Annotated in this window: 22 protein-coding genes; all 22 read left to right on the top strand. The window is 58.7% G+C overall.

The genetic code is table 11. The features are described 5' to 3' along the window. The first annotated feature begins 2 nt into the window (after positions 1–2). Positions 3–671 (top strand): gamma-glutamyl-gamma-aminobutyrate hydrolase family protein, encoded by a 669-nt coding sequence (locus tag AC1D35_RS15395; RefSeq protein ID WP_477938899.1) that lies wholly within the window; start codon positions 3–5, stop codon positions 669–671. Next, positions 668–1,501, top strand: a complete 834-nt coding sequence (locus tag AC1D35_RS15390) for an SAM-dependent methyltransferase (RefSeq protein ID WP_477938897.1) — start codon at positions 668–670, stop codon at positions 1,499–1,501. The genes AC1D35_RS15395 and AC1D35_RS15390 overlap by 4 nt, the downstream gene beginning before the upstream one ends. 122 nt (positions 1,502–1,623) lie before the next feature. Next, positions 1,624–2,412: a phosphocholine cytidylyltransferase family protein gene (locus AC1D35_RS15385; RefSeq protein WP_477938895.1), complete on the top strand. Its 789-nt coding sequence runs from the start codon at positions 1,624–1,626 to the stop codon at positions 2,410–2,412. Continuing rightward, the gene (locus AC1D35_RS15380; protein ID WP_477938893.1) at positions 2,409–3,368 is read left to right on the top strand and encodes a class I SAM-dependent methyltransferase; all 960 of its coding nucleotides are present in this window, start codon (positions 2,409–2,411) and stop codon (positions 3,366–3,368) included. Before AC1D35_RS15385 ends, AC1D35_RS15380 begins: the two co-directional genes overlap by 4 nt. 35 nt (positions 3,369–3,403) lie before the next feature. After that, positions 3,404–3,847, top strand: coding sequence for a hypothetical protein (locus tag AC1D35_RS15375; RefSeq protein ID WP_477938891.1), 444 nt, complete (start codon positions 3,404–3,406; stop codon positions 3,845–3,847). Beyond that, positions 3,847–4,671 carry a formyl transferase gene (locus tag AC1D35_RS15370; RefSeq protein ID WP_477938890.1) on the top strand — a complete coding sequence of 275 codons (825 nt, stop codon included), beginning with the start codon at positions 3,847–3,849 and terminating at the stop codon, positions 4,669–4,671. Before AC1D35_RS15375 ends, AC1D35_RS15370 begins: the two co-directional genes overlap by 1 nt. Positions 4,672–4,687: 16 nt before the next feature. After that, entirely contained in the window at positions 4,688–5,971 is a 1,284-nt protein-coding gene (locus AC1D35_RS15365) for a lipopolysaccharide biosynthesis protein (protein WP_477938888.1), read from the top strand. Then, entirely contained in the window at positions 5,949–7,070 is a 1,122-nt protein-coding gene (locus tag AC1D35_RS15360; RefSeq protein ID WP_477938886.1) for a hypothetical protein, read from the top strand. The genes AC1D35_RS15365 and AC1D35_RS15360 overlap by 23 nt, the downstream gene beginning before the upstream one ends. Before the next feature lie 31 nt (positions 7,071–7,101). Further along, positions 7,102–8,238, top strand: coding sequence for an N-acetyl sugar amidotransferase (locus AC1D35_RS15355; protein ID WP_477938884.1), 1,137 nt, complete (start codon positions 7,102–7,104; stop codon positions 8,236–8,238). Between the two features lie 31 nt (positions 8,239–8,269). Next, on the top strand, positions 8,270–8,887 hold the full coding sequence (gene hisH / locus AC1D35_RS15350; RefSeq protein ID WP_477938882.1) for an imidazole glycerol phosphate synthase subunit HisH: 618 nt from the start codon (positions 8,270–8,272) through the stop codon (positions 8,885–8,887). After that, a complete protein-coding gene (locus AC1D35_RS15345) occupies positions 8,880–9,641 on the top strand; it encodes an AglZ/HisF2 family acetamidino modification protein (RefSeq protein WP_477938881.1) in 762 nt (253 codons plus the stop codon). The genes hisH (AC1D35_RS15350) and AC1D35_RS15345 overlap by 8 nt, the downstream gene beginning before the upstream one ends. A gap of 1 nt (position 9,642) precedes the next feature. Next, complete coding sequence (asnB, locus tag AC1D35_RS15340; RefSeq protein ID WP_477938879.1) at positions 9,643–11,490, top strand: asparagine synthase (glutamine-hydrolyzing); 1,848 nt, start codon at positions 9,643–9,645, stop codon at positions 11,488–11,490. Between the two features lie 45 nt (positions 11,491–11,535). Next, the gene (locus AC1D35_RS15335) at positions 11,536–12,387 is read left to right on the top strand and encodes a hypothetical protein (RefSeq protein ID WP_477938878.1); all 852 of its coding nucleotides are present in this window, start codon (positions 11,536–11,538) and stop codon (positions 12,385–12,387) included. 175 nt (positions 12,388–12,562) lie between these two features. Then, positions 12,563–13,885 (top strand): hypothetical protein, encoded by a 1,323-nt coding sequence (locus AC1D35_RS15330; RefSeq protein WP_477938876.1) that lies wholly within the window; start codon positions 12,563–12,565, stop codon positions 13,883–13,885. 71 nt (positions 13,886–13,956) lie between these two features. Then, on the top strand, positions 13,957–15,255 hold the full coding sequence (locus AC1D35_RS15325) for a lipopolysaccharide biosynthesis protein (RefSeq protein WP_477938874.1): 1,299 nt from the start codon (positions 13,957–13,959) through the stop codon (positions 15,253–15,255). Further along, positions 15,218–15,886, top strand: coding sequence for a CatB-related O-acetyltransferase (locus tag AC1D35_RS15320; protein ID WP_477938872.1), 669 nt, complete (start codon positions 15,218–15,220; stop codon positions 15,884–15,886). Before AC1D35_RS15325 ends, AC1D35_RS15320 begins: the two co-directional genes overlap by 38 nt. Further along, on the top strand, positions 15,883–17,028 hold the full coding sequence (locus tag AC1D35_RS15315) for a glycosyltransferase family 4 protein (protein ID WP_477938870.1): 1,146 nt from the start codon (positions 15,883–15,885) through the stop codon (positions 17,026–17,028). The genes AC1D35_RS15320 and AC1D35_RS15315 overlap by 4 nt, the downstream gene beginning before the upstream one ends. 6 nt (positions 17,029–17,034) lie before the next feature. Further along, on the top strand, positions 17,035–18,177 hold the full coding sequence (gene wecB, locus AC1D35_RS15310) for a non-hydrolyzing UDP-N-acetylglucosamine 2-epimerase (protein WP_477938868.1): 1,143 nt from the start codon (positions 17,035–17,037) through the stop codon (positions 18,175–18,177). After that, positions 18,174–19,391: a UDP-N-acetyl-D-mannosamine dehydrogenase gene (gene wecC, locus AC1D35_RS15305; RefSeq protein WP_477938866.1), complete on the top strand. Its 1,218-nt coding sequence runs from the start codon at positions 18,174–18,176 to the stop codon at positions 19,389–19,391. The genes wecB and wecC overlap by 4 nt, the downstream gene beginning before the upstream one ends. Before the next feature lie 40 nt (positions 19,392–19,431). Further along, on the top strand, positions 19,432–20,568 hold the full coding sequence (locus AC1D35_RS15300; RefSeq protein WP_477938864.1) for an N-acetyl sugar amidotransferase: 1,137 nt from the start codon (positions 19,432–19,434) through the stop codon (positions 20,566–20,568). After that, positions 20,565–21,179 (top strand): imidazole glycerol phosphate synthase subunit HisH, encoded by a 615-nt coding sequence (gene hisH / locus AC1D35_RS15295; RefSeq protein ID WP_477938862.1) that lies wholly within the window; start codon positions 20,565–20,567, stop codon positions 21,177–21,179. Before AC1D35_RS15300 ends, hisH (AC1D35_RS15295) begins: the two co-directional genes overlap by 4 nt. A gap of 2 nt (positions 21,180–21,181) precedes the next feature. Then, positions 21,182–21,762: HisA/HisF-related TIM barrel protein (locus AC1D35_RS15290; protein WP_477938860.1), on the top strand; the 581-nt coding region annotated here is incomplete at its 3' end.

The following is a 21,762-nucleotide window of genomic DNA, read 5'->3' as shown; positions in this document are numbered from 1 at the left end:
CCATGAAACGTATCGGCCTTACCCAGCGCGCGCATACGATACCCGGCATCACGGAGCGTCGCGACATGCTCGACCAGCGCTGGGCGGGGCTGATCGAGCGGCTGGGCGCCTGCCCGGTGCCGCTTGCCAACGCGGTTCACGACCCACGGCGCTATCTGGACGCCCTGGGCATCAACGGCCTGATCATGACCGGCGGTAACGACATGACGGCCCTGCCAGAAGCGTCGGATCCGGCGCCGGAGCGCGACCATTTTGAGGCGGAGGCCTTCGCCTATTGCCGCGAAAAGGGCCTTCCCGTGCTGGGCGTCTGCCGTGGCGCGCAGATGATCAACCTTTTGTCCGGCGGACGGCTGGAGCGGATTTCGAACCATGTCGCGTTGCGTCACGCGATCAGATGGAATGACAGTCTGCCTGCCGCATGGGATCGTCCGGCCGATGTCAACAGCTATCACGGCTGGGCCATTCCGGGTGATGGCCTTGCGAGCGGCCTTAACTCCGCCGGCTGGGCCCTGGACGGCTCCATCGAAGCCTTTTATTCCAGCGACAATGCCGTGACCGGCATTGTCTGGCATCCCGAGCGCGAGCACAGCCTGTCTGGCAAGGCCATGGCATTCCTGGCGCAGGCGCTCGGACTTGACCCTGATCCATCCAACTTGGAAAGTCCGGAATGACCCAACAGATTTCGGGTGCGCGACGCACTTTGACCAAGATCAAACAGTTCATCCGGCATTCCATGGTGACGGCGGCATCGCTCATGCACCGCGCCGGCGTCTTCATGATCGTATCCGCGCGAAAGCTGGTTCGCCTGACGGAGATGCACACGATCGACCAGACGTCCGACCGTTTCGTCATCGAATTGCCCACGCTGCACAAGAAGATCAGGCACGAGCTTGACCTGCAGAGGCGGGAATATGACAGCTATTCCTACTTCCATGGCTATCCGTATCAGTCGCTCGGCATCTTGCAGGTCTTCGGGGAGCGCGGCACTGAAGAACGCTTCGACGCCTACGACCTCGCGAAACTGATCAAGACGAGCGACCATGTTCTCGACATCGGCTGCAACTGCGGTTTCATGGCGATCTATTCCGCCTTTCGCACAGGGTGCAGCGCCGACGGCATCGACATCAATCCCTACATGATCCGTGTCGGGCAATATTGCGCCGACTATCTCCAGATGAGCGATCGCGTGAAACTGATTGCGCAGTCGTTCCTCGATTACAAGCCGGAACGGCTCTACTCCGTCGTCCTGTCGTTTGCGACACATTGGACCGACGACGAGAACTATCGCGTGCGGCTGCAGGACCACCTCCTGCGCATCCATGCGATGATGGAGACCGACGGGCTCTTGATCTTCGAGTCGCACTCGGCGGATGTTGGCAATGCCGAATTCTATTCAGCGCTCGAGGAGATGCGCGGCCATTTCTCGTGGGATGGCTGCCGGTCCATGGCGAAGGGAACACGCGAACTGTACCTGATGCGGCAGATTGCGCCGAAGCCGTGATGGCATCGCGATTGTCGGCCCGGCTGGGATACCGGCAATCTGGTTTTCATTTTCATCCAGCAAGTCCCGACCCGATCGCCGGTAACTCCGCCGCGATCGGTCGCCGGAACAGGAGACCGCCATTGAAAGCTCTCATTCTCGCGGCTGGCCAGGGCACACGGCTGCGCCCACTCACCGATAATCGTCCTAAATGCATGGTCGAGCTGGCCGGTCGGCCGCTCATCAAACGGCAGGCTGCCACGCTGCGCGCCTTAGGCATTTCCGACATCACAGTCGTCAGCGGCTATCGGGCCGACCAGATCGCCGCAGCCGGCTTCGCCACCTGCGTCAATCCTCGCTTTGCCGCCACCAACATGGTCGCCACGCTGTTCTCAGCCGAGCACCTGATGGACGAGACGCAGGACCTGTTGATCTGCTACGGAGACATCGTCTATGAAGCCCGGGTTCTCGCGACGCTCCTGAAGGTGGACGCTCCGGTGACGGTGGTGATCGATAGTCAATGGCGGCGGTATTGGGAGCTGCGCCTGGATGATCCGCTGACCGACGCGGAGACGCTTAAGCTCGGCCCCGGGGGACGCCTGCTGGAACTGGGCAAGAAGCCGAGAACCTATGCCGATATCGAGGGCCAGTATATCGGCCTGATCAAGATTCGCGCAGACCAGGTGCACGCGCTGAAACAGCTTTACCACACGATGGACCGCTCCGCCATTTATGACGGCAAGGACTTCGATAACATGTACATGACGAGCTTCATCCAGTACCAGATCGACCAGGGATGGGATGTGCGCGTCGCGCCGACCGAAAATGGCTGGCTGGAAGTGGACAGCGTCACCGACCTGGAACTTTATCATCGCATGGCTGCCGACGGCACGCTTGCGCCATTCTACAATCTACAGGAAACGCAGGCATGACAAATCCCCGCACGTCACCAGATACCGCATGCGCGATCTGCGGCAAGGTGGGTTCCGTTCGGATCGTCGATACCTACAAGTCGACCTGGTATGATTGCGCGGCATGCGGCTGCTCGTCGCGCAACCAGAAGACCCGCTATCCGCATGAGGTTGTCCCCGGCGCGCTTCTGAGCGTCTTCGGCTCCGTGCCGAAGGTGAACGGGTTCCTGAAGTCGCTGGCCCGCAAGGAACAGGGCGTCGACTTCTACCGCTACTATTCGGATCAGTTGACCTCTCCTGATCGCGGCCCCTGGGGCGGCCAATCCGACATGGTCACGGCCGAACTCAAAAACGAAGGCCTGCTGGACAGCTGGAAAGGTAAGCGCGTCCTCGAAATCAGCGGCGAGCCCGGCTATTTCGCCTACGACCTGGCGGAAGCCGGCGCGGATGTGCTCGTCTCTGCCTTCGCCGATGATGTCGCACGCGCGATGACGGATCACCTGAAGCTCAAGACATTCACCTACGATTTCAACGCGGACGACATCACGTCCAAGGTCGAGGCCCATGGAGGGCGCGAACCCTACGACTTCATTTTCATCCGCTTTGCCATCGGCTTCTGCCTTGATGTGCCGGAACTGATGCGCAAGCTCTCGCCGCTCCTCAAGGAGGGTGGTCTGCTCTACATTTCCTTTAGCCCAGCATCCCGCACGGTGATGCTGCGTTGGATGTTCGATGACTACACCTACCTGCGCCAGTACACCGAGGCCCACCTCAACGATGCTGCGGCAGGTGCCAGGTTGAAACCGCGCGCCCGCTTCGACGAGGGCTATTTTCACTGGGACCGTGGGCCTTCGAGCCTGCATTGGTCGCTGCGTTCGTTCGCCCGCAAATATTACGACGCCTCCCTCTATTTCAGCGACGTGAGCGAGGACGACGCCGTGCAACGCCGCATCGCCATGACCTATGTGAAGGCATGAGGGTCCCCGGTCCTAAAGCCGAGCTGGAGCATGGCGTGCGGGCACTCGTTGACCGGATCATCGCCGTCGGCCCATCGACACCGGTGGACCCAGCCCACGACGCAGAGGCAGCCGCGCCGGATGTGTTGGATCTGGAAGGCCTGCTTGCCGGGGGGGCGCATTCGGCCTTCAACCAGCTTTCGGGGCCCGAACTCGACAGGCTCCGCCGCAAGATCGAGGTCGCGCGCAAGCTCTATCAACGCTATGAACGCGACCTCTCCCGCCCTGCGACGACTACGCCCCTGTCGGCGGCCGGCGTGAACCAGCTTTGCGCCGTCATGCTTCTGGCCTCGCTTTACGAGCGCGACGCTCGCTTTCTCAATTCCGCGCTCAAGGTGATTGACGAACTGCCTTTGCCATTCGGCGCAAGGGTATCTCAGGAGCTGGCAACTCTCGCCCAGGCGACGCTCGACACGCTCATCCCCATGGAGCGCACGTGATGAAGATGATTCCCCTCGGCATCCTGGCATTTCGCGGCGGCTGTCCGGTCACCGAGGCCTATCTGCGCGCGCTCAAGGCGCGCGACCTCAGGCCGGCAGTCATCCTGGCGGTCGACTATGTCGGCGAAGGGACGAAAGCCGCCAAGCTCGAACGCGTTCTCGGAACGCATCTAGCAGCCAAGCTCCTGAGACGCTGGAGGAACAGGTCAGCCCGGATTGCGGGCGACCTGGTGCAAAAGCTGCAGGAGAACTGCGCGATCAAGCTGAACCCCGGCCATGAACCTCGGTTCGAGGATTTCGCCGAACGTGTCGTCTATGTCACCGTGAGGAACTATTCAGACCCCCGGCTGCGCAAGGCGATGAACGACTGCGGCGCGGAGGCGTTCCTTTATTGCTCGGGAGGGCGCGTTCCCGCAGCGGTTTTCGACCAGGGCTTCAAGATCCTGCATATTCATCCGGGCGTCGTACCGCATGTCAAAGGCTCGGACGGCCTTCTCTGGTCCATCGTCGCACGCGAGAAACCCGGGGCCAGCTGCTTTTACATGGATGCCGGGATCGACACTGGCCAGCTGATTGCGACGGCCGAATACCCACTGCCGCGCTGGCGCGACCTTAACGCGGACCCGGGCATGCTCTACAACGCCCTCATTTACTGCTACGACCCGCATCTGAGGGCATCGCTTCTCATTGATGTGCTGGAAGGCCCCGGACGCGAACACGGTCTTTCCGCACTGCCGGCGACCCAACAGGCGCATCACGTTGGCCACTACTATACCATGCACCGGACATTGCGCGACCGCGTGCTGTCGCGCCTGTGCGCTTGATCCCCGGAAGGCTGCCATGACCGTGTTGTCCCTTATCCCCGGATGGATCGAGCGTTTCAGGAAGTCGACGCTCCTGCGGCGCATGGGCGCGCTGACGACGGGGACGATGGTCGCGCAGGCAATCCAGCTTCTCAACCTCGTTGTGCTCGCCAAGTTCTATCCGCTGTCAGATGTCGGCGTCTACAGCGTGTTCTTCGCGGTGATCGGCACGCTGACGCCAGCGGCCATGCTGGGTTACGAGATGCTCGTCCCTGCGGTGGCCGATGAGGAGATCCGGCCATATCTGAAGTCGGTCGCCCTGCTCCCCATCCCCATGGCGCTCATGGTTTCGGCCACAGCCTACGTGGCGGGCTATGATCATTGGGCCGCAATCGCGTCCTGGATTGCCGGCGCCGCCATCCAGCGGCTTGGCGAGATGTACAACGTGCGTCGCAACCAGTTTCATCGCGTGGCGGCGGCAAGGCTGTTGCCGGCGCTGCTGATGAGCGGCGTTCTCGCGACCTTCATCATCACCGGCCGGCACGATATCAATCTGATGATCGCCTGGCAGGCCGGACTGGTTTCGGCGCTCGGCCTCGCCTACACGGCCTTCAGCCTGCCCTTGCGGGAACTTGCCGCATATGACTCGTGGCGGGCGATGATCGGCACCTTGCGCAAAGCGGCCAATGCGCCGCTGTTCCTGATGCCATCGAACGTTCTCAACCTGATCGCCTACAACGTGCCTGTCGTGGTGATCGGCAAGTGGTTCGGACCCGATCTGGCGGCGCAGTATGCCTATGTCCTGCGCTTCGGATTCGGACCTGTCAGCCTAATTGGCGGGACCCTCTACCAGGTCTTCTACGGCCTGTTGACGGAGGCCGTCCGAAACCAGAACGAGACACTTTTTAACCAGTTCGCGCGCGCCCGCCGGATGATCTTCCTCACCGCGGTCGCCGCAACGCTTGGAATCGCAGTCAGCTATCCGATCGGCTTCCGTCTACTTCTCGGGCCGCAATGGATGATCGCCGGCTGGATTTCGATGATCTTCGCGCCCTTCTTCGGCGCCATGATCTATCTGACGCCACTGTCGGTCTCCCTCAACACGTTCAATCGCCAGTATTTCGAACTGAAGACACAGTTGCACTACCTCGCCATTTCAGCATTCTCATTCAGCGTCGCTATTGCGTTGCACAATCCATGGACAGGCTTCATGCTGTTCTCGTGGCTGGGTTGCTTGCGCTATGCGCTGCTACTTCGCGACATCAATGCAATCCTGATTGAAAACAAGGTAATTCCAGATGGTGGCCGGAAAGCTCTTTAGATACGCGATGAGCGGACAAGGGTTTCGCCAGGCTGCCGCCCTCCTGCGTCACAGCCTCGGGGAGCGCTATGACGTGATGTTCGCAGCCGGCAGCCAGGTTGACCTGCAATGGGTCATCCCGGCCTACGAGGCGGCGCGCGCGTGTGGCCTTGCGTGCGCGTTTGCAGGCCCAGATCTCATCACGCCGCAAGGGTCGGATTACATCAATCTTCCGGCGCGGCTGTTCAGGCTGCTGCGCACCCGGGCGATCGTGACGGCAACGACCGGGCTGCGCGCAGAGCACATGCCGCGTCACGCCATCCACCGGATCGCTGTCCCCCACTCGCTCGTCAGCCTGCACATGGTCTATCCCGCGGGGACATTCGCTCCCTACACGGACATATTCTGCTGTGGCCCGCACCACGTCGCAGAAGTCAACGCGATGAACCGCCTGGAAGGCAGAACGGACCGGCGCGCGGTGCTGATCGGATATGGCAAAGCGGAACGGCTCATGGAGACCCGCCCCGGCAATGCATCATCCGTCGATGCTGGGAAGCACATCCTCATCGGCCCGTCCTGGGGGAAAGGCAACATTCTCGAGACGATCGGGGAGCCGCTGCTTGCGCGGCTTATTGCGGAAGGCTACAGGGTGACATTGCGCCCTCACCCTTCGTTTTTCATTATGGGGGACGCACAATTGGCCCCTCTGGTCGAACGCTGGCAGGGACACGAGGCTTTCGTCCTCGAAAGCTCGGTTGAGGAAAGCCGGGCGCTTTGGACGGCAGACATGATGATTGCGGACTATTCGGGCTTCGCGATGGAGTTTGCATTCATGCGCGAACGGCCTGTCCTTTATGTCGATGTCGCGTCGAAGGTTCTCAATCCGGGCTGGAAGGCTGTCGGAACGGTGCCGATCGAGCTCTCCATCCGCGATCGCATCGGAACCGTGGTCGATCCGGAGGTGTATCAGATCATTGATGGATTGAGAAAACTCTCGCAACACGATACGGAGTGGCCCGACAGAATTCGCAACGAGCGCGAGGCGGTATGGGCAAATTTCGGCCATTTCGGCGAGGCTTGCGCTGCTGAACTTTCGAGCATGCTCGCCAGATCGGCGTGACACTGAAGACAACATCGGATTTTTATAAGCCATGCAATATCAGATCTGTACCCGATGCATTATGGACACGAGCGATCCCGACATATCCTTCGATGCAGAAGGCGTGTGCAGCCATTGCCACGGGTTTGACAAGAATATACTGCTCAACTGGCATCCGGACGCCAATGGCCGGCGGATGCTCGACGAGATCGTTTCCCAGATCAAGCGCGAAGGCGAAGGCAAGGACTACGATTGCGCCATCGGGCTGAGCGGCGGCGTCGACAGCTCCTATCTCGCCTATGTCGCCCGCAAGGAACTTGGGCTGCGGCTGCTTGCCGTGCATGTCGATGGCGGCTGGAACTCAGAACTGGCCACCAAGAATATCGAGAACATCGTCCGCAAGCTTGATATTGACCTGCACACCTATGTTGTCGACTGGGAAGAGATGCGCGACCTGCAGCGCTCCTTCCTGCGCGCAGGACTTGCCAACCAGGATGTTCCGCAAGACCACGCCTTCTTCGCCTCGCTCTATGGCAATGCGCAGACCTATGGGCTCCGATATGTGCTGAGCGGCGGCAATATCGCCACAGAATCGATCATGCCGGAAGAATGGGCCTACAATGCCATGGACCTCCGGCATCTCGAGGCGGTGCACCGACGCTTCGGCTCGATCAAGCTCAAGACCTTCCCGAGGGTCAGCTTCTTCCGCTATTATTTCTGGAACAGGTATGTGAAGCGGATGCGTGTCATTCGCCCGCTGAACTACATGCCCTATGTCAAGAACGACGCGATCGCGTTCCTGGAACGCGAACTCGGCTTCCGTTATTACGGCGGAAAGCACTTTGAATCCCGCTTCACCAAGTGGCAGCAACTCTATTACCGGCCGAAGAAGTTCGGCTATGACGAGCGCCGGTCTTACCTCTCGAGCATGATCCTGTCGGGGCAGATGACGCGCGATGAAGCCCTCGAGGCACTTGCCGGCGACGTCGAGAACGAGCGCCAGGCCGAGGAAGAGACCGATTTCATTCTGAAGAAGCTGTCGATCAGCAAGGAAGAGTTCCGGCAGATCATGGACGCGCCCCCAAAGACCTTCCGGGATTATCCGTCAAATTACATGCTGTTCAACTTTAAGACCGCGCTTCGGGAATGGCTGCGGTCAAAGGGAATGGTATTGCATCCAAACTCCTGATGTTTCAGGGCTCGCTCGGGGGCGGCAAGTTATGATCGTAATCGTGGACTACGATGTCGGCAACCTAGCGTCCGTGTGCAACATGTTGCGCAAGGCCGGGGCTGAGGCCGTCATATCGCGGGACGAGAACGCGATTCTTGCGGCCGACAAGCTCATCCTGCCGGGTGTCGGGCATTTCGATCACGGCATGAGGATRCTGCAGGGGTCCGGATTGAGGAGCGCGCTCGACAGGTTTGCCCTGGAGCTTCGCAAGCCCGTTCTCGGCATCTGTCTTGGCGCACAGATGCTGGGCCGGAAAAGCGCCGAGGGCGAGCTTCCCGGTCTCGGATGGATCGACATGGAGTGCAGGCGCTTTCCAGATATGGAAGGCTTGAGAGTGCCGCTCATGGGCTGGGCGCAAGTTGAACCCAAGCAAGCCTCGATGCTTTTCGATCAGGCCGGAGCCGACGCACGCTACTACTTCGTACACAGCTACCATATGGTTTGCGAAAACCCGCAGAATGTCATTGCGACCTGCCATTACGGCATCGAATTCACCTGCGCGGTAAGGCGCGAGAACATATTCGGCGTGCAGTTCCATCCGGAGAAATCGTTGAGCCACGGCCTTGCGCTGATGCGCGCCTTCGCAAAGTACCGAGCCGATGAATAGAACGCGCGTCATCCCGGTCCTGCTGCTGCGCGGCCAGGGCCTCGTCAAGACCGTCAAGTTCAAGGACCCAAAATATGTCGGGGACCCGATCAATGCGGTGCGCATCTTCAACGAGAAGGAAGTCGATGAGCTGGTGTTCCTCGACATTGCCGCAACGGCCGAAAACCGCGAGCCGCCCTTCGAACTGCTGAAGGACATCGCGGGCGAAGCCTTCATGCCCATGGCCTATGGCGGCGGGCTGACCAATATCGAGCAAATCCGCCGTGTTTTCGGGCTCGGTTTCGAGAAGGTGATCGTCAACAGTGCCGTCTATGGAAACCTCGGGCTAATTCGTGCAGCTTCGGCCATCTATGGTTCGCAGTCGATCGTCTGCAGTGTGGATGTGCGTAAGACATGGATCGGCAATTATGAACTTGTCTCGCGCTCGGCGAAGAAGCGGGAATCGGTCAGCCTTCGCGATCACCTGGATGCGGTCGAAAAGGCCGGAGCCGGCGAAATCCTGGTCAACGCGGTCGATCGCGACGGGACGATGTCCGGATACGATCTGAAGCTGATCCGCGAGGTCGCCGACACGGTCTCGGTTCCGGTGATTGCCTGCGGCGGCGCAAGAAACATCGACGATTTTTCAGAAGCCGTCTCGACCGGACATGCGTCGGCAGTCGCGGCGGGAAGCATGTTTGTATTTTATGGCCCGCATCGGGCCGTCCTGATTAACTATCCCGAGAGGGATCAACTGAGCAGCAGGTTGCCCTGACATGTGCGGAATTGCAGGTCTTATCGCGAGCCCGGGAACGCAGCCATTCCCAGACCTTATTCAAAGGATGACCGATGCCGTCGCTCATCGCGGCCCCGACGGACAGGGCGTCTGGTCGCAGGGAAGCGTGGCCCTCGGTCACCGGCGGCTGTCGATTATCGACCTTTCCGAACTTGGCAAGCAACCGATGACGGATGAGCAGACCGGCTGCGTCATCACCTATAACGGCGAGATCTACAACTATATCGAACTGCGCAATGAACTGAGCGTGCTCGGGCAGCAGTTTCGCTCCGGCTCGGACACAGAGGTACTCCTGCGGGCCTATGAGCAGTGGGGTCCGGACTGCGTTCGCAAGTTCAACGGGATGTGGGCGTTCGCCATCTTCGACCCGCGGCGCAACATCGTCTTTTGCTCGCGCGACCGCTTTGGCGTCAAGCCATTCTACTATTCCGAAACGCCCTCCGGTTTCGGCTTCGGTTCGGAAATACGGCAGTTGCTGCCTTTACTTCGCGAGGTCAAGGCGAATGCTCGCATGGCCATAAACTTCCTCGTCTCACGCGTAGCGGAAGATATCGAAGGTTCGTTCTTCGCCGGCGTTAAGAAGCTGCCCGGTGGACATAACCTGATTTACCGGGTCGAAAACCGCTCCTACACGATCGAGCGTTTCTACGACCTCGCGCCCAGGGCGGACGTGGCTCGCCTTGATGGACAGCAAGCGCTGGAAGGTTTCGACGCGCTGCTTCAAGACGCCATCCGACTGCGGCTGCGTTCTGATGTGAAGGTCGGCACCTGCCTCAGCGGCGGCATGGACAGTTCGAGCATCGCGACGATTGCGAGCGAGATGTATAGAGCCGATAGCGGCGGGCAGGCTTTCTCGGCCATCACCGCGATCAGCGAGGACCCGTTGACGGACGAGTCCGGCTTTGCCAAGCAGATTGTCGACCGGTCCGGACTGAACTGGATTACGGTGCGTCCCGACTACAATGATTTCCGCAACGCAATCGATGCGGTCGTGCGGACGCAGGAAGAGCCCTTCGCCAGCACGTCGATCTTCATGCAGTATTTCGTCATGCAAGAGGCCCGTAAAGCCGGCATTACCGTGCTTCTCGACGGTCAGGGCGGCGACGAGACCTTGCTAGGCTATGAACGTTATTTCGCCGACCATCTGGTGGAGTCGCTCCTTTCCGCGAAATTTGGCGGCGCGATGGGCGTGCTGAGCGGTCTCGGCCGCAACGGACGGGCGGGCGCACTGAAGGCCCTTCTCTGGAATCTCGCCTATTTTCATGTCCCCGGCCTCAGACGCTCGGGGATACGGTTCCCAAGAAACTTCTTTGCACCACAAGCGCTCGCCGCGCAGAGCGAGGACAGGACGCGTGCAGGCGGGCATGACCTCTTCGCCCTGCAGAAGCGGGAGATCGAGCGTACCAACCTTCCGGTCCTGCTGCGCTACGAGGACAAGAACTCGATGGCACATGCCATCGAAACGCGCCTGCCCTTCCTCGATTACCGACTGCTGGAATTCTCGACCGCGATTGCAGCGGAACTGAAGTTAACCGATGGCTGGGGAAAACATCTTCTCCGAAAAGCCATGGAACCGCGGATGCCCGCTGAAATTGTCTGGCGCAAGCACAAGTTCGGCTTCGAATCCCCCGAGAGCCGTTGGATGCGCAGCTACGCGGCGGCAATAGACAGCACTATTGCTTCCTCGGACTTGATAAGATACTTGTGCAGCCGCGAGGCGCTGCTGGGCGATGGCCTCTCAAAAATCAATCAAGGATTGCGCTGGCGGCTGTTTTCACTGGCGAAGTGGGCGGAGACCTTTGCCCTCGACGGTCTGTCATTCGAGTAAAAGGACAACGCGTGAAGGCGATGTCACCAAGGACTGGAAAGGCCCATGGAACGCCATAACGACCGTTTTAATTCGTACTGGAAGCTTTTTGCCTTCGTGGTCCTGCTGTCTGTCGGCGTCGTATCCCATTTCGCTCCGGGATCGGGCGTTCACGCACGGCTGGATGCCAGCAAAGGTACGAAAAGCGCTGCGTTTGAGGCCTCCCGGCAGTTTCGCTATGGCGAACTCTCCGATCCGCAACTTGCCAGCCTGAACTGGGCCGTGCGTCGATTGCCAGGGGACGAATTGCAGCGCCGATACGGCAACCATCCCACGATCCGAAATGTCGCGCTCGGCGAGATCATGCGTGCGGCGGACGAGCAGTTTGCCATTGCCAATTCCGCGCTCGCCAAGCTTGCCATGATGGACCCCGTCGCGGTGAAGGCAAGCGAGAACAAGTACAAGGTCGATCTTGAAGAACGGAAGAAGAAGCTAGCCGCGATGACCCAATACTGGCCGGTGATCACAAATGTGGTGCGCGAGCCGGCGCCTTGGGGCTACTTCATGCTCGTGAACTACAATATCAAGCTCCCTGAAGGAATGAAGCTGAGCTTCCTGCCTTGCGCCCTCGACTATGGCGACAATTTCGAACCCAAGCGGGGCAAATTCGAATTCGATTGCCTTTTCATGCCGATGCGGAATGGAGAGTATCAAATTCGTCTTCCGGACCCGACCGGCTCCAAGCTTTCCGAGGTGACGCTCGACATTTCCGCCGACTATAGCCGGGCGACCGTGGAGAAGAGAACCGAAGAATTCGCGATGATCAACGAGGTCCAGTCCATGATTCCTGAAACCGAAACAGTCGCAAAAGCCTATATCAAGATGAAATCCATACTCGACAGCAAGGCATATTTTTAAGTATTTTCAGAGGCATGCCAGTTTGCACGAAGATATTTTCCAGGCATCAGCGATGCCGGAACAGATTCTTGAAATTTGGGCACCATGTGACTGAACGGAATGCGGAAGCAAAAGCCGCGTCACGAGAACGCATCGACCGGAGACCGAGACAGTGCGCAATATTTCTGAATTTTTCATGAAATGGAAAAAGGAAGAACTTCTTCTTTTGCTCGGTTTCTTTGCGTTTCGCCTGATGCTGGATGTCTCGTATGAGAATTTCCTCTATGTCGTCTATTATTTCGACACGCCGATCAATTTTCTATATGACGTCGGCATGACGCGATACCTGTTTTCGCTTCTGCTGTTCGTGCTTTTCACAACAGTCTTGAGCTCCCGACCGCGGGACGTTAGCAACGTCTTCCTGATCATGGCGACGTTCTTCCTCATCGGCCCGCTGACAAGCGAGTTCGGACTGAATGCCGCCCGGCCCATTGAGCCGGTCATCTACACGATGAGCGCCCTCCTACTCGTGGACCTGGTCTCCCGGATTCCTGTTCCCGATTTCATTTCGCGGATTCCGGTTCCCAAGGGGCCGCAGCTTGCAGTCGCAATCTCGGTGCTGGCCGTTGTCTATCTGCTTGCCTGGGCCTATTTTTCAGGCGCTCTGGCCTATTTCAACCTCGACGTCCGCAAGGTCTATGAGTTCCGTGACAAGGTCGCGGAACTGCTCGACGTCGGGCCGCTGTCCTACCTCAATCTTTGGGTCTACAAGGTTTTCACGATCTTCCTGGTCTGCGTCTGCCTGCTCAACCGGAAGTTCGTCTGGCTCGGCCTCCTGCTCCTCACCCAGTTCTTCTTCTTCGGGCTGACGAGCCACCGCATCGTGCTTTTCCTGCCGTTCCTGGCCATCGCTGTCTGGTTCTACCTTGAACGTTTCCAGCGCTTAACGCCAATGCCCTATATGGCAGCGATCGGCATCCTCGTTGCGCTCCTATTGTTTGAGGTTCGTGGCATCGAAAGCGTGGCAGAAATCGCCGTCCGGCGCGCCTTCTTTGTGCCGTCCGGCATGACCTTCCAGTGGTTCGATTTCTTCACCTTCCACCCCCACGTCTATTGGGCTGACAAGTTACTGGCGCAGTTCTCAAGCGGCGAATATGTCCGGGTCAACCTGCCGCGACTGCTCGGTGGCTATTTCGTTCCCGGCGCCGACAGCGCTTCCAACATGGGTCTCGTTCCCGCCGGCTATGCCCAGGCCGGGATCTGGGGCGTCATGCTCTACTCGGTCATTCTCGGCCTTGTCCTGAGCGTTTTGAACTCCATTGTCCGCTCCGGCGCGCCGCTCTGGTTCGTTTCGGCGCTCACAATCGGGCCGCTGCGCACGGCGCTGGCCGATAGCGACCTGTTCACGACATTGTTGAGCCACGGCCTCGGAATGGTCGTTGTCCTGCTCTGGCTGTATCGCACGCATTTTACCGCGCCAGGCACATCGGCCACGGCCTGCGGTCAGGAACCGGCATGATGGGCGTTTGGGGGCGATTGACCCGGTCCCTGCGATATGTCGTCAAGGGGGATGAATCGGGCGGCACGGGTATGAAGTCCAAGATCTCGAGCTACATGCTCCTGACGATCAGTTCGGGCCTCTCGCAAGGCTTCATGCTGCTGATCTCGCCTATCATCACGCGCCTCTATGGGCCGCAGGAAGTGGGCGCCTTCGCCGTCATCCTTGGCTTCGGCGCGCTGGTCGGGTCGGTCGGCACGGGTCGGTTGGAACACGCCATACCGATTGCGCGCGGCCCGATCGACGCGATTCGCATCGCCTTTCTCGGCGGCGTTCTCGTCACGGCGATGTCATTGCTCGTCCTCATTGCGGTCAACGTCCTGCCGACGTCGATGATGCCGGGCAGCACGTCATGGAAGGACCTTCCCTTCCTTGCAGTGCCCGTGATCGCAATCAGCTTTGCGTTTTCACAGTTGATCAATGCCCTTCTGCTTCGCCAGCGCGCGATCAGGAGCGTTGGCAAGAACAAGATCCTGCAGGGCGTCGTTTCCGGCCTCGGGCAGTTGGCGTTCGGGCTGGCGCACCACAACGCCGCGGGCATGATCTGGGCCCAGGCGATCGGTTACATGGTCGGCGCTATGAGCGGCCTGCGGCGGCTTAGTCTTCGCGGAGGCATGGTGATTTGGCGCAGGGGCGCACGCCTCAAGGAGACCTTTCTCGAGTACAAGCGATTCCCATTGACGCTGGCGCCGGCGGCGCTCTTCAATCTCGCTGCCCAGCAAGTTCCCATTCTAGCTTTGAGTTCCATCTACGGCCTTTATGAGGCGGGGCTTTTTGCGCTCATCATGCGCGCCTGCGGCGGGCCGCTCGGCATGCTCGGACAGGCCGTCGCGCAGGTATACGCGTCCGAGTTCCGCACCTTCCGCGACAAGCCGGAAGGTGCGCTCGCCCGCGAATACCTGATGATGCTGTTCCGGCTCGCTATCGTGGGTGTGTTTGCGGTCGGTTTCCTCGTTATCGTCATGAATGCCTGGGGGACCGTGATCTTCGGCAAACGCTGGGACAACATTGGCATCGTATCGACGCTTTTGTCGTTGATGCTGTTTTCCGATTTCGTGACGACTCCCGTCTCCATGACACTGAGCTATCTCGGGCGCACGCATGTGCAGTTGATTTGGGATGCCGGACGGTTGCTTGCAATGCTCTTAGCGACGGCTTTCACATATTGGCTTTCACTGCGCTTCGGGCAGTTCATGGTTTTGCTTGCAGCCGTTTGGTCCTTCAGTCTATTTATCCACGCCGTGCTGACTTGGCAGGCGTGTCGGGCTTCAGGTCGCAAGAACAAGCCGGGTGATGCCGCGTGTTCGTCGGAAGACCTCAAGGGTTTATAAGAACAGTCGGTTTGGCATGGTTTCCATCAGTTACATTTATTCGAGACTCCTCAAGAAGGCACGCGGCAACGCGATCGCCGACAGTGTCGTCCATCCGACATCCAAGGTGGAGTCCGGCAGCACGATCATTCGTTCGTGCTTCGATCGGCATTCCTTCTGCGGCTATGATTGCACAATCATTGATTGCGACGTCGGCGGTTTCTGCTCGATCGCCGGGGGCGTCGTCATTGGCGGGTCGCGCCATCCGATGGAATATGTCTCGACCAGTCCCGTCTTCCTGTCTCACCGCGACAGCGTCAAAACCAAATTTTCTACGCATCCGTACCAATGGCGCGCCAGAACCACCATCGGGCATGACGTGTGGATTGGAGAGAGGGTTCTGATCAAGGGCGGCGTGACGATTGGCCATGGTGCGGTTATCGGTATGGGTAGTGTCGTGACCAAGGATGTCGAGCCCTTTGCGATCGTCGCCGGCAACCCGGCCCGCCCGATCCGCATGCGGTTCAGCCTCAAGATCATTGAAGGGCTCCTGAAAATGAAATGGTGGGACATGTCGGATGAAGAACTGCGGCGAATTGCCCCCCTCTTCCCGGACCCGGAGCAATTGCTAAGGCAGGAGGGCTTTCTGTGAATATTGCACATCTTTGTCTTTCTTGCTTCTACATCGACGGCTTCGGCTACCAGGAGAATGAACTGGTACGCCAGCACGTGATCGATGGTCACGACGTCACCGTCGTTGCTTCCACCGAGAATTTCGATGCCGATCGACGCCGGACCTATGTCGAGCCATCGACCTATATGGGCAAGGACGGCGCCAAGGTGATCCGATTGCCCTACCGGAAATTCCTGCCGCGGAAGATCATGAGGAAGTTGCGGCCGCATCCGGGCGTATTCCGGCTGCTCGAGGAGATCGACCCAGACGTTATTCTGTTCCACGGTCTTTGCGGATGGGAGCTTTTCGCCGCGGCGAGATACAAGCGCAAATACCCGCGGGTGAAGCTTTACATCGACAGCCACGAGGACTCGAACAACAGCGCCCGGAATTTTGTTTCGAAATACCTTCTGCACCGCCTTTACTATGCGTCCATCATCAAGAGATGCCGCAAGTATGCCGAGAAGATTCTATGTGTTTCGATCGAAACTATGGATTTTGTCGAGGAGACTTATGGGGTTCCTCGGGCTGAGCTCGAGTTCTATCCCTTGGGCGGCCGGGTCTTTGACGACGCCGAGTATCAAGCTCGTCGCAAGCGTGGCCGCATAAGTGCAGGCGTGACGGATGGACAAGTCATGTTGCTGCAGTCCGGCAAGATGGGTCCGCGCAAGAAGGTGTTGGAAAGTCTTCGTGCGTTCATCCGGACGGAAGGCAACCACCTTCGCTTCATCCTTGCGGGGGCATTCGACGAAGAACTGCGTAAAGAGGCCGAGGCCCTGATCGCGACCGGCACGCGGATTAGCTTTCTAGGTTGGAAGGATGCTGATGAGCTGGGCGACCTGCWCTGTGCAGCGGATGTCTATGTTCAGCCGGGAACACAATCGGCAACCATGCAGATGTCGCTTTGCGCGCGCTGCCCGGTTGTGCTGGATGATGTCCCCAGTCATATACCCTTCGTGGAAGGCAATGGCTGGCTATTGAAGAAGACGGACGACCTGCTTGCCGTCTTTCGAGCAATTTCGGTAAACCCGGATGCATTGGCCCCGATGTCCGCCCAGTCCCTGAGAATCGCATCGCGTCTCTTGGATTATCGCGCCCTGGCTGCGCGTATATTAAAGTAAGTTATTATGAAGAGAATCCTCGTTGTTTTTGGAACACGACCCGAGGCCATCAAGATGGCTCCCTTGTGCCATGCGCTTAAAGCGCAGCCGGACGCGTTCGATTTGCGTATCTGCGTTACTGGCCAGCATCGGGACATGCTCGACCAGGTTCTAGGCGTCTTCAACATCAAGCCCGATATTGACCTCGACATTATGCGTCCGGGCCAGACTCTGTTTGACGTGACAGCGCGTATATTGATCGATATGAAGGCTGTGCTCGAAAGTGAAAAGCCCGATATCGTACTCGTCCATGGCGACACGACGACCGCGTTTGCGACCGCGCTCGCCGCATTTTATTCCGGCAGTGCCGTCGGCCATGTGGAGGCGGGGCTGCGCACGCATGACCTTCACGCTCCGTTCCCAGAGGAGATGAACAGGCAGTTCGTCGGTCGTCTGGCGAGCGTCCATTTCGCCCCAACCGACAAGAGCGTCGCCAATCTGGCCGCTGAAGCGGTTCCTGCCGAAACGATATTCAAGACCGGCAACACGGTGATCGACGCTCTGAAGTGGATCCTGAAAAGGTTTGCTGACGAACCGGCGCGGGCCGATGCCGTACTTTCGGCACTGACGGAACTCGTGCACTTTCCGCTGGCGTCGGAACGCTATGTTCTCGTTACCGGCCATCGTAGAGAAAACTTCGGGCAGGGCTTCGAGCAGATCACGACGGCACTGGCAGAGTTGGCGGCGCGATATCCCGACGTGCATTTCGTATATCCTGTGCATCTGAACCCGAATGTTGCTTCTCATGTGCACGCAGCGCTCTCCAACATCAACAATATCCATCTTATACCTCCGCAGGAGTACGAGCCGTTTGCTCTGTTGCTTCAATACTGCCATATCGTCTTGACGGACAGCGGTGGAATACAGGAAGAAGCGCCGAGTCTGGGCAAGCCGGTGCTGGTGATGCGCGACGTGACCGAGCGTCCGGAAGCTGTCGATGCAGGGACGGTGCGTCTTGTGGGTGCGGACAGGACCCGAATTGTGAAGGAAATGTCGGCCCTGCTGGATGACGAAAAGCACTATCAAGTCATGGCTCACGCACATAACCCTTATGGCGATGGCGATGCATGTGAGCGCATCGTGGCACATTTGAAGGAGATCTTGATTTGAAGCTTAAAGTCTGTGTGGTCGGTCTCGGCTATATCGGCCTGCCCACGGCTGCCCTGCTGGCAAGCAAGGGCCACCAGGTCATCGGCGTGGATGTCAGTCGCAAGGCGGTCGATACCATCAATTCGGGCCTCATCCACATCGTGGAGCCCGACCTCGACGCATTCGTCCATTCAGCGGTATCGCAGGGAAATCTGCGCGCCGACATGGTCCCACATTCCGCGGATGTCTTCATCATCGCCGTGCCCACGCCATTTCACGAAAGCGGCCCGATCCCGCAACCGAATGTCGATATCGTCATAGCGGCGACGCGTAGCATTGCGCCCTATGTCCAGCCCGGCAACCTCGTAATTCTCGAATCGACTTCTCCGGTCGGCACCACTCAGCAGGTCGCCGATGAACTGCGCGCCCACGGAGTCGACCCGGACACGCTGCACATCGCTTACTGCCCGGAACGCGTGCTGCCCGGAAAGATCATGACCGAACTTGTCGAGAATGATCGCGTAGTCGGCGGCCTGACGCCCGACGCATCACGGATTGTCGCAGAATTCTATCGAGGCTTCGTGCGTGGGGATGTTCTTGAGACCGAAGCAGCCTGTGCTGAAATGTGCAAGCTCACGGAAAACAGCTTCCGCGACGTCAATATTGCCTTTGCCAATGAACTGTCGATGATCTGCGACAAAAAGGGTATCGACGTCTGGAAGGTCATCGCGCTTGCCAACCGCCATCCGCGGGTGAACATCCTGCAGCCCGGCGCGGGCGTCGGGGGCCATTGCATCGCCGTGGATCCCTGGTTCATCGTAGCATCTGACCCGGAAAATGCGCGCCTGATCCGCACCGCGCGCGAGGTCAACAATCACAAGAGCGAGTGGGTGGTCGAAAAGGTCAAGGCGTCCGCGCAAGGCTGGCGGGCAGCGCGCGGCGCCGAGCCGCGGATTATTTGTCTCGGCCTCGCTTTCAAGCCAGACATTGACGACCTTCGGGAGTCGCCGGCGCTGGAGATTGCGCTCAACCTCAAATCACAGGGCTACGACGTCCTTGCCGTCGAGCCGAATATCGAAAGCCACAACGCCCTGGATATTGTGTCGCTCGAAGATGCAATCAAGCAAGACGCGATGTTCGTTCTTCTGGTGAAACACCGTCAGTTCCTGCGGGTCGAGATGGCCGCCGCTCTCAAGGCCAAGAGCGCGATGGATTTTTGCGGCGCTTCGAACTGACCCAGAGAACACTCGCGCTCTAACCAAAGAGTACATTCACATGAGTAGACCCTATAGAATATGCACATGCTGCGTGATGGATACCAGCGATCCGCAGATCGTGTTCGACGCGCAGGGCGTCTGCGATCACTGCGAAGGGTTCCAGCGTGACGTGAAGCCCAACTGGCATCCCGACGAACATGGCAAGCAACTCTTCCGCGAGATGGTGGAGAAGATTAAGGGGAATGGCAATGGCAAGCCGTTCGACTGCATCATGGGCATGAGTGGTGGTCTGGACAGTTCCTATCTGCTGCATCTTGCGGTGTCGGAGTTCGGGCTGCGACCACTAGTGTTCCACGTGGACGGCGGCTGGAATACCGACATTGCAGTGAACAATATCCAGATGCTTGTCGACAAGCTGGGGTTGGATCTCTACACGGAAGTCATCAACTGGGAGGAAATGCGCGATTTCCAGCTCGCCTTCTTCAAGTCAGGCGTGCCGCATCTAGACATTCCCCAGGACCATGCCTTCATCGCGACGCTTTATCACTTCGCGAACAAGCACAATATCAAGTACATCCTGAACGGCGGCAATTTTGCCACCGAGTGCGTTCGCAACCCGCTGGAATGGCTCTACCATGGCACGGACATGACGCAGATCCGCGACATCCACAAGCGTTTCGGCACGCGCCAGCTGAAGACCTATCCGTTCAGCAGCATCCTGTTCCACAAGGTCTACCTGCCTTACCTACGCGGCGTGAAGGTCGTGAAGCCGCTCAACTGGCTGCCCTACACTAAGGAAATCGCGATAAAGACCCTGTCGGAGAACTACGGCTGGCGTCCGTACCCGCAGAAGCATTTTGAATCCCGCTTCACCAAGTTCTTTGAGGGCTACTGGCTGCCGACGCGTTTCGGCTACGACACGCGTCGGGTACAATATTCGAGCCTGATCCTGACCGGGCAGATGATCCGCGACCAGGCGCTCGAAAAGCTTCGGAAGCCCGCGTACGACCCTGAAACGATTGATGAGGAATTCGAATACATCGCCACGAAACTCGGCATCTCGGTCGAGGAATTGCGGCACTACCACACGATGCCAAAAAAGACTTACCGTGACTACAAGAACCAGGACTGGATATTCGGCCTTGGCGCCAGGGTTCTCAAGTGGATGGGTGTCGAAAGGTCGGTGAAGAGATGATCGCGATCATCGACTACGGCTCCGGAAATGTCGGTGCTATCGCCAATATCTACAAGCAGCTCAAGGTGCCGCATGTAATCACCGGAAAGCTGTCCGAGCTCGAGAAGGCGGAACGTTACATCCTGCCAGGCGTGGGYGCGTTCGACACGACGATGAGCTATTTCAAGGAGTCCGGCATGATCGATCTTCTCAACGAGCAGGTTCTCGACCGTGGGAAGAAGGTTCTCGGCATCTGCGTCGGCATGCAGATTCTTGCGGAATCGAGCGAGGAGGGCGAACTTTCCGGCCTAGGCTGGGTCAAGGGCCGGGTGCGGAGAATCGACGCGTCCAAGCTTCCAGTAGCACCTCGCCTACCGCATATGGGCTGGAACACGGTGACGATACGGCCGGGCGCGCCTCTGTTCGAAGCCGTGGACACGGTACAGGGGTTTTACTTTCTGCACAGTTACTACTTCGACCCTTCCGAGCAGGACGACATTGCCGCAACGGTTGCCTACGGCGACAACATTACCTGTGCGGTCGCGCGCGGGAACGTCTTCGGCATGCAGTTTCATCCGGAAAAGAGCCACGCGAACGGTGTTGCGATTTTCCGAAACTTTGCGGAGCTGTGACAATGCTGCGGTCCCGGATCATTCCCTGCCTGCTGATGCATGACGGCGGCCTCGTGAAGACGCAGCAGTTCAAGGACCCCAAATATGTCGGGGACCCACTGAACGCGGTCAAGATATTCAATGAGAAGGCGGTCGACGAATTGATGTTCCTCGACATCGACGCGAGCGCGTTGGAGAAGGCGCCGAATCTGACGCTGCTGCGCAGCCTCGCAGTAGAAAGCAGGATGCCGCTCGCCTATGGCGGAGGGATCAGGACCGCCGACCAAGCCGCCCAAATCATCGCCATGGGGTTTGAGAAGGTATCTATTAGTTCCGCAGCGCTTGCTCGCCCTGCCCTGATTAAGGAAATGGCTGAAGCCGTGGGTGGCCAGAGCGTGGTCGTGACGCTCGATGTGCGCAAGACTAAGCTGCTAGGCGGCTACACTGTCTATACTCACAATGGACGCGAAAAGTACAAGATCAATCTACTGGAGTTCTGCCAACAGGCGGCCGAGCTGGGCGCGGGCGAAATCGTTATCAACTCGATCGACCGCGACGGAATGATGAACGGCTACGACCTAGACCTAGCGCGACAGGTCAGGGC

This window comes from Rhizobium sp. P1_E6 (assembly GCF_056405875.1).
This window is presented reverse-complemented; position numbering and strand designations above follow the sequence as displayed.

Excerpts from the sequence above, each read along its gene's own strand:
- asnB (WP_477938879.1), top strand. The coding sequence starts at position 9,643 with ATGTGCGGAATTGCAGGTCTTATCGCGAGCCCGGGAACGCAGCCATTC.
- AC1D35_RS15320 (WP_477938872.1), top strand. The coding sequence starts at position 15,218 with ATGCCGCGTGTTCGTCGGAAGACCTCAAGGGTTTATAAGAACAGTCGG.
- AC1D35_RS15380 (WP_477938893.1), top strand. The coding sequence starts at position 2,409 with ATGACAAATCCCCGCACGTCACCAGATACCGCATGCGCGATCTGCGGC.
- AC1D35_RS15390 (WP_477938897.1), top strand. The coding sequence starts at position 668 with ATGACCCAACAGATTTCGGGTGCGCGACGCACTTTGACCAAGATCAAA.
- AC1D35_RS15360 (WP_477938886.1), top strand. The coding sequence starts at position 5,949 with ATGGTGGCCGGAAAGCTCTTTAGATACGCGATGAGCGGACAAGGGTTT.
- AC1D35_RS15330 (WP_477938876.1), top strand. The coding sequence starts at position 12,563 with ATGAAATGGAAAAAGGAAGAACTTCTTCTTTTGCTCGGTTTCTTTGCG.
- wecB (WP_477938868.1), top strand. The coding sequence starts at position 17,035 with ATGAAGAGAATCCTCGTTGTTTTTGGAACACGACCCGAGGCCATCAAG.
- AC1D35_RS15345 (WP_477938881.1), top strand. The coding sequence starts at position 8,880 with ATGAATAGAACGCGCGTCATCCCGGTCCTGCTGCTGCGCGGCCAGGGC.
- AC1D35_RS15325 (WP_477938874.1), top strand. The coding sequence starts at position 13,957 with ATGAAGTCCAAGATCTCGAGCTACATGCTCCTGACGATCAGTTCGGGC.
- AC1D35_RS15370 (WP_477938890.1), top strand. The coding sequence starts at position 3,847 with ATGAAGATGATTCCCCTCGGCATCCTGGCATTTCGCGGCGGCTGTCCG.
- AC1D35_RS15300 (WP_477938864.1), top strand. The coding sequence starts at position 19,432 with ATGAGTAGACCCTATAGAATATGCACATGCTGCGTGATGGATACCAGC.
- AC1D35_RS15355 (WP_477938884.1), top strand. The coding sequence starts at position 7,102 with ATGCAATATCAGATCTGTACCCGATGCATTATGGACACGAGCGATCCC.
- AC1D35_RS15335 (WP_477938878.1), top strand. The coding sequence starts at position 11,536 with ATGGAACGCCATAACGACCGTTTTAATTCGTACTGGAAGCTTTTTGCC.
- AC1D35_RS15395 (WP_477938899.1), top strand. The coding sequence starts at position 3 with ATGAAACGTATCGGCCTTACCCAGCGCGCGCATACGATACCCGGCATC.
- AC1D35_RS15365 (WP_477938888.1), top strand. The coding sequence starts at position 4,688 with ATGACCGTGTTGTCCCTTATCCCCGGATGGATCGAGCGTTTCAGGAAG.